Annotated in this window: 7 protein-coding genes; 5 read left to right on the top strand and 2 right to left on the bottom strand. The window is 49.7% G+C overall.

Annotated features, from left to right (window positions below; translation table 11 throughout):
- A partial coding sequence (locus tag AC5RDV_RS03930; RefSeq protein ID WP_494222139.1) for an ATP-binding protein occupies positions 1–631 on the bottom strand: 631 nt, incomplete at its 3' end.
- A gap of 93 nt (positions 632–724) precedes the next feature.
- Positions 725–985, bottom strand: a complete 261-nt coding sequence (locus AC5RDV_RS03925) for a hypothetical protein (RefSeq protein ID WP_008626977.1) — start codon at positions 983–985, stop codon at positions 725–727.
- A gap of 385 nt (positions 986–1,370) precedes the next feature.
- Here AC5RDV_RS03925 and ilvD point away from each other — a divergent pair, with 385 nt between their 5' ends.
- The 5 genes from ilvD to ilvC all read left to right on the top strand — a co-directional run bounded on the left by ilvD (position 1,371) and on the right by ilvC (position 7,405).
- Positions 1,371–3,173: a dihydroxy-acid dehydratase gene (ilvD, locus tag AC5RDV_RS03920; protein WP_282748034.1), complete on the top strand. Its 1,803-nt coding sequence runs from the start codon at positions 1,371–1,373 to the stop codon at positions 3,171–3,173.
- A gap of 14 nt (positions 3,174–3,187) precedes the next feature.
- Positions 3,188–4,885 carry a biosynthetic-type acetolactate synthase large subunit gene (ilvB, locus tag AC5RDV_RS03915; protein WP_282748033.1) on the top strand — a complete coding sequence of 566 codons (1,698 nt, stop codon included), beginning with the start codon at positions 3,188–3,190 and terminating at the stop codon, positions 4,883–4,885.
- A gap of 15 nt (positions 4,886–4,900) precedes the next feature.
- The gene (gene ilvN, locus AC5RDV_RS03910; protein WP_008626986.1) at positions 4,901–5,464 is read left to right on the top strand and encodes an acetolactate synthase small subunit; all 564 of its coding nucleotides are present in this window, start codon (positions 4,901–4,903) and stop codon (positions 5,462–5,464) included.
- A 17-nt stretch (positions 5,465–5,481) separates the two neighbouring features.
- Positions 5,482–6,249, top strand: a complete 768-nt coding sequence (locus AC5RDV_RS03905; protein WP_130894204.1) for an acyl-[acyl-carrier-protein] thioesterase — start codon at positions 5,482–5,484, stop codon at positions 6,247–6,249.
- Between the two features lie 112 nt (positions 6,250–6,361).
- Entirely contained in the window at positions 6,362–7,405 is a 1,044-nt protein-coding gene (gene ilvC, locus AC5RDV_RS03900) for a ketol-acid reductoisomerase (protein WP_008619856.1), read from the top strand.
- Positions 7,406–7,470: the final 65 nt, after the last annotated feature.

Below are 7,470 nucleotides of genomic sequence, written 5' to 3'. Positions count from 1 at the left end.
TGTTCAGTTCACTGAAGATGCTCAGTTGCGAGAACTTGGTGATGCCCGTCAGGAACACGAAGCGCAGGTAGGGGTCGCAGGCTTTGAGCGGACTATAGAAATTACGCATGATGTTACGGAGGACGGGCAGGTCTTTTTCTTCATGCACCACGTCGAGCAGGGGCGCGTCGTATTCGTCGATGAGCACCACCACTTGGCGGCCCGTCTGTTCGTAGGCACGGCGGATAACACCTTGTAGGCGTTGGTTCACATTTTCCTCACCTTCGCCACGGCCATATACGTTTTCGTATTCAATCAGTTTCAGGTTCAGTTCGCTTTCCAAGCGCTCCTTGTCCACATGCTTGGCCGTGCTCATGTCGAAATGCAGGACGGGGTATTTCGTCCATTCCGTTTCCAACTTTTCCACGGCCAATTCCTTGAACTGCTCCTTCCGGCCTTCGAAATAGGCTTCCAAGGTACTGGTCAGCAAAGACTTCCCGAAACGTCGCGGACGGCTCAGGAACATGTAATTCGAAGATGAGTGCGCCATTTGATAGACATATTGGGTCTTGTCTATATACAAATAGTTGCCGTTCCTTATTTTCTCGAACGTTTGTATTCCTATGGGGTAAAGTCTTCCGCCCTGTTGCATGATTTGTTCCTCCACCTTAATTTATATATTTACAAAGATAGCGAAAAAGTTTATATGCCATTTCCGTTTCTCGTGGAAAATAGCATAAATCTTTCAGAGGAGTTGGAAGTATTCCGGTTCTACTTCCACAGAAGAAGCCAACAAGGTTGGTCGTTTAACCAACGACCTCTTGGTCTTTGAACCTCTTGTGGTTATCAGTCCATCTTCACAATCATTAAGTTGTCCACCGATAATGCGTATCCGTCGGTTGTACATCTCCGGGGTGATTTCGTCCGGACGGTAATAATGGGGCAATTCGACAGGTTTCACGGCCCAAATAAAGCGTCCATGCCTTCCTTGGATGGTGGCTTCCATACTTATACCATCGGGGGGGCGGACTCTCTTTTCTTGTCTTTCGACATCAGGTGTGCAGGATATTTGGCATTGTAACGTGTCAAGTCGCGCATTAATCGGTTTTGCTTTTAATTTGTGTTGTATGAGGCGTTAGTGAAGAGGTGTGCGTATATGAGACTGCAACGTGACATATTTCCATCCATTTTTTGACTACAAATGTCGTTTCGATAGCAGGATGACAGTTTAAAATAAAATAACGTATATTTGTATCGATTTTCTTTGGTGTGACCTGATTTGGTAACTGTTGTTTATGAATATCTCACTTTTATACCCCAAACTTTTGTCTAATAGGAAAAAAGGGACTAAATTTGCAGCTATAAAGAAAAAGTATAAAAACGCTATAAAGATGAAACATAAGTTGCGCAGTGCGCAGAGCACAGAAGGACGCCGTATGGCGGGAGCCCGTGCATTGTGGGTGGCCAATGGGATGAAACGTGAACAGTTCGGGAAGCCAATCGTGGCTATCGTCAATTCTTTCACCCAGTTCGTGCCGGGGCATACCCATTTGCATGAAATCGGGCAGATGGTGAAGGCTGAAATCGAAAAGATGGGATGCTATGCTGCGGAATTCAATACGATAGCCATCGACGACGGTATCGCTATGGGGCACGACGGGATGCTGTATTCTCTGCCTTCGCGCGATATCATCGCCGACAGCGTGGAGTATATGGTCAACGCGCATAAGGCGGATGCCATGATTTGCATTTCGAATTGCGACAAGATCACGCCGGGCATGCTGATGGCCAGCATGCGCCTGAATATCCCTACGGTGTTTGTTTCCGGAGGACCGATGGAGGCACACAAAATCAACGGGGAGAACGCAGACTTGATTACGGCCATGATCAAAGGGGCAGACACGTCGGTGAGCGATGAGGAGATGGCGAAGATTGAGGCATGTGCTTGTCCGGGTTGCGGTAGTTGCTCGGGGATGTTTACAGCCAACTCCATGAACAGTCTGACGGAGGCTATCGGCCTTTCCCTCCCGGGGAACGGGACTATTTTGGCGACGCATGCCAACCGTATCCGTTTGTTTCAGGATGCGGCCAGATTAGTGGTAGAGAATGCGTTCAAATATTATGAGGAAGGAGATGAGGGCGTATTGCCGAAGAGCATCGCCACGCGTCAGGCTTTCCTGAACGCCATGACGTTGGACATTGCCATGGGCGGGTCGTCCAATACCGTGCTGCATCTGTTGGCCGTGGCCAACGAGGCCGGGGTGGACTTCAAGATGGCGGACATCGACGCACTGAGCCGTAGAGTGCCTTGCCTATGCAAGTTGGCTCCCAACACGCAGAAGTATTCCATTCAGGAATGTAACCGTGCGGGCGGCATCCTTAATATATTAGGTGAATTGGCAAAGGCCAGTTTGTTGGATACGTCGTGCCGCAGGGTGAACGGCCGTACTTTAGGCGAAGATATTGCGAAATATAGTATTACGTCCGGACAGGTGGACGATGAGGCGCGGCGCATTTACAGCAGTGCGCCGGGCGGGGTCTTCAGTAACAAGATGGGTTCGCAGTGCAAGGTGTACGATACGTTGGACACCGACCGTGCCACGGGATGCATCCGCGATGTGGAACATGCTTATAGCAAGGACGGCGGCTTGGCCGTGCTGTTCGGGAATATAGCCCAAGACGGTTGCGTGGTGAAGACGGCCGGAGTGGACGAAAGCATCTGGCATTTCAGCGGGCCGGCTAAAGTCTTCGATTCTCAGGAAGACGCTTGTGAAGGCATCCTGAACGGAAGTGTGGTGAGTGGCGACGTGGTGGTCATCACGCACGAAGGACCAAAGGGCGGACCGGGTATGCAGGAGATGCTTTATCCGACATCCTATCTGAAAAGCCGTCATTTGGGGAAAGAGTGTGCCCTGATTACCGACGGGCGTTTTTCCGGGGGCACTTCCGGTTTGAGTATCGGCCATATTTCGCCCGAAGCGGCAGCCGGTGGGAATATCGGCAAGATTGTGGACGGAGACATTATCGAAATAGACATCCCGAACCGGAGCATCAACGTCAAGTTGAGCGAAGCTGAATTGGCAGCCCGTCCGCAACGTCCGATGACGCGTAAGCGTGTCGTACCCAAATCGCTGAAAGCATACGCTTCAATGGTGAGTTCGGCCGACAAGGGTGGAGTTCGTATGGTAGATTAAAAACAGTTTTCAATATGGTAAAAGAAAAGATAACAGGCGCAGAGGCTTTGATGCGTTCGTTGGAGCACGAAGGGGTTACGACGCTCTTCGGCTATCCGGGAGGTGCCATCATGCCGGTATATGACGCCTTGTACGGATATAAGGATAAGTTGAACCATGTATTGGTACGGCATGAGCAAGGGGCTACCCATGCGGCACAAGGGTATGCCCGTGTGTCGGGTAAGGTCGGAGTGGCATTGGTGACCAGTGGACCGGGGGCGACGAACACCATTACCGGCATTGCGGATGCCATGATGGACAGTACGCCCATCGTGGTGATTGCCGGGCAGGTCGGTGCTTCTTTGTTGGGTTCCGATGCCTTTCAGGAATGCGACTTGGTAGGCGTGACGCAACCCATTAGCAAATGGGCCTATCAGATCCGCCGTCCGGAAGATGTGGCTTGGGCGGTAAGCCGTGCCTTTTATATTGCAAAGAGCGGCAGGCCGGGGCCGGTCGTGCTGGATTTTGCCAAGAATGCGCAGGTCGGCTTGGTGGACTACGAACCGCAGGGTACGGATTTCATTCGCAGTTATGTGCCTGTGCCCAAGACCGATCCGTGGGCGATACGTCAGGCGGCTGCATTGATAAACAACGCGAAACGTCCGTTTATCCTTGTCGGACAAGGGGTTGAGCTTGGCGGCGCGCAAGAAGAAGTCCGTCAGTTGATTGAACGGGCCGATATTCCTGCCGGTTGCACTTTGTTGGGCTTGTCTGCTTTGCCGTCCGACCATCCGTTGAATATGGGGATGTTGGGTATGCACGGAAGTCTGGCCAACAGCGTAAAGACACAGGAGTGTGACGTGCTGATAGCCGTGGGCATGCGTTTTGACGACCGTATAACTGGCAAATTAAGTACATACGCCCGTCAGGCCAAAAAGATACATTTTGAAATAGATCCCAGTGAAATCAACAAGAATGTACCGGTAGATGTAGCCGTGTTAGGGAATTGCAAACAGACGTTGGCCCAGGTACTCGAATTGGTGAAGCCTAACCGGCATACGGAGTGGATTGACAGTTTCGGGGAACATCACGAGAGAGAAAAGGAGGCAGTGGTAGAACCTGAAATCCATCCGGCAGACGGACCGATAAAGATGGGGGAGGTTGTACGTAAGGTAACGGAGATGACCGGTAATAAGGCTGTCTTGGTGACCGACGTGGGACAAAACCAGATGATGGCTGCCCGTTATTTCAAATTCTCGGAACAACGCAGCATCGTGACCTCCGGTGGTATGGGGACGATGGGATTCGGATTGCCGGCTGCCATCGGAGCCACATTCGGCGCTCCGGGACGTATGGTATGTCTCTTTTTAGGCGACGGAGGCATTCAGATGACGCTTCAGGAGTTGGGCACGATTATGGAACAACGTAGTCCGGTGAAAATCATATTGCTCAATAACAACTACCTGGGTAATGTGCGCCAGTGGCAGGAAATGTTCTTCGGGAAACGGTATTCTTTCACGCCGATGATGAATCCGGACTACAATATGATTGCTTCGGCTTACGGCATACCGAACCGTACGGTCGTGGAGCGTGAGGATTTGGCTGCGGCCATACGGGAGATGGTCGAGGCAGAAGGGCCTTACTTGTTGCAGGTGGCCGTGATTGAAGAAGGCCGTGTGTTGCCGATGTGTTGTCCGGGCAATGACGTGGACGACATGGTTTTGGATTATTAACGGGAGGATTTTTAGATGGAACAAGAGAAGAAATTCTATACCTTGATTGTTTTCTCCGAGAACTTTGCGGGGCTTTTGAATCAGGTGACTGCGGTTTTTACCCGCAGGCAGGTGAATATCGAAAGTCTGAATGTGTCGGCTTCCAGTATCAAGGGGGTACATAAGTATACCATTACTTGTTGGAGCACGGAGGAACAGGTGCAGATTATCACCAAGCAGATAGAGAAACGCATAGATGTGCTTCAGGCTCATTATTTCACGGACGACGAAATCTTCATCCAGGAAGTGGCGCTTTATAAACTGGCCACTCCCAAGGTGTTGGAGAATCCGGACATCTCAAAGGCCGTACGTCAGCACGGAGCGCAGATTGTGGAGGTGAACCCGACTTATACCGTGGTCAGCAAAAAGGGAATGACAGATGACATCATGTCGCTTTATTTCGCTTTGAACGAGTATAAGTGCGTATTGCAATACGTGCGTTCGGGGCGTATAGCCATTACAAAGAGTTGTACGGAATATCTGGACGAGTTTTTGGAAGAAAGGCGGCGTGCGTATGAGGAGCTTCAAAATAAAGAATAAATAAGGTAGGGATTCGAATGAAAGAGAATAAAGTCGGGACTTATTCGTTTGTGGCCGAACCTTTTCACGTGGATTTCACGGGAAAGCTTTTCATGGGGGTGTTGGGCAACCATTTGCTCAACTGTGCCGGATTCCATGCCACGGAGCGCGGTTTCGGTATGGCAGAACTGAATGAGAGCAACTACACGTGGGTGTTGTCACGTTTGGCCATTGAATTGGAAGACATGCCGTCCCAATATGAGGAGTTCTCTGTCGATACGTGGGTGGAGAACGTATACCGTTTGTTTACCGACCGTAACTTTTCCATTTACGGGGAGGACGGTAAGGTTTACGGTTATGCGCGTTCCGTGTGGGCCATGATCAATATGGATACCCGTAAACCGGCAGATTTGTTGTCGCTGCACGGCGGTGATATCGTAGACTATATAGAGACGGAAAAGGCTTGCCCGATAGAGAAGCCTGGCCGTATCAAGGTGAGCAGTTGTATGCCGGTACGTTCTATGGATGTGTATTATAGTGATATAGACATCAACGGGCATGTGAACAGTATTAAATATATTGAACATGTGTTGGACTTGTTTTCCAAGGAATGGTATGCCGGGCATGTGATACGCCGTTTTGAAATGGCCTACGTGGCTGAAAGCTATTCCGGTGACACGCTCAGCTTCTTCCGCGAGGAAAACGAAGACGGGACTTACGATGTTGAAGTCCGTAAAAACGTGGGCGGAGAGAATCCCGAGGGGGAAGTCGTGTGTCGAAGTAAACTTAAATTTGATAACAAATAGCAATTTATTGTAGGTGTATTAGAATAATTTTGTAACTTTGTCGTCGAGTTTAGTGCAAAAAAGGATTTTAATAAAGAACGCGGCTGTTTGTCGCACAAAACAGAAATAGAAAATGGCAGAATTGAATTTTGGCGGTGTCATCGAGACTGTGATGACCCGTGAGGAATTTCCATTGGAAAAGGCTCGTGAAATATTGAAGAACGAGACGATTGCAGTTTTAGGGTATGGTGTTCAAGGACCTGGTCAGGCTTGTAACTTGCGTGATAACGGTTTTAATGTAATTGTAGGCCAACGTCAGGGCAAGACATACGACAAGGCTGTGGCTGACGGTTGGGTGCCGGGGGAGACTTTGTTTTCTCTTGAAGAAGCTGCCGAAAAGGGTACGATAGTTTGTATGTTGCTTTCCGATGCGGCTCAGATGCAGTTGTGGCCGACCATCAAGCCTTATCTGACTCCGGGCAAGACCTTGTATTTCTCTCATGGTTTTGCGATTAACTGGAGTGACCGTACGGGTGTGGTACCTCCTAAAGATATTGATGTCATCATGGTGGCTCCCAAGGGTTCGGGTACTTCATTGCGCACGATGTTCCTCGAAGGCCGCGGCTTGAACTCTTCATACGCTATTTATCAGGATGCCAGTGGTAAGGCATTGGATAAAGTACTGGCTTTCGGTATCGGTATCGGTTCTGGTTATTTGTTCGAGACTACATTTAAGCGTGAGGCTACATCCGATTTGACCGGTGAGCGTGGTTCTTTGATGGGTGCTATCCAGGGCTTGTTATTGGCACAATATGAGGTATTGCGCGAGAACGGACATACTCCTTCCGAGGCTTTCAATGAAACGGTGGAAGAATTGACCCAATCCTTGATGCCGTTGTTTGCCAAGAATGGTATGGACTGGATGTATGCTAACTGTTCCACGACGGCGCAGCGTGGCGCATTGGATTGGATGGGCCCGTTCCACGATGCCATCAAGCCGGTGGTGCAGAAGTTGTACCAGAGCGTAGTGACCGGTAATGAGGCGCAAATCTCGATTGATTCCAACTCGAAGCCTGACTACCGCGTGAAGTTGGAAGCTGAATTGAAGGCTTTGCACGACAGCGAAATGTGGCGTACGGCAGAAACGGTGCGTAAATTGCGTCCGGAGAATAATTGATGAATTGAAAATTTAATAAGACCCAAAGGTGTCGGTTTATCTGACACCTTTGGGTCTTATATTTA

This window comes from Paraprevotella sp. (genome assembly GCF_986071375.1).
This window is presented reverse-complemented; position numbering and strand designations above follow the sequence as displayed.

Coding starts and splice junctions, on each gene's coding strand:
- AC5RDV_RS03925 (WP_008626977.1), bottom strand. CDS start 985: ATGGAAGCCACCATCCAAGGAAGGCATGGACGCTTTATTTGGGCCGTG.
- ilvC (WP_008619856.1), top strand. CDS start 6,362: ATGGCAGAATTGAATTTTGGCGGTGTCATCGAGACTGTGATGACCCGT.
- AC5RDV_RS03905 (WP_130894204.1), top strand. CDS start 5,482: ATGAAAGAGAATAAAGTCGGGACTTATTCGTTTGTGGCCGAACCTTTT.
- ilvN (WP_008626986.1), top strand. CDS start 4,901: ATGGAACAAGAGAAGAAATTCTATACCTTGATTGTTTTCTCCGAGAAC.
- ilvB (WP_282748033.1), top strand. CDS start 3,188: ATGGTAAAAGAAAAGATAACAGGCGCAGAGGCTTTGATGCGTTCGTTG.
- ilvD (WP_282748034.1), top strand. CDS start 1,371: ATGAAACATAAGTTGCGCAGTGCGCAGAGCACAGAAGGACGCCGTATG.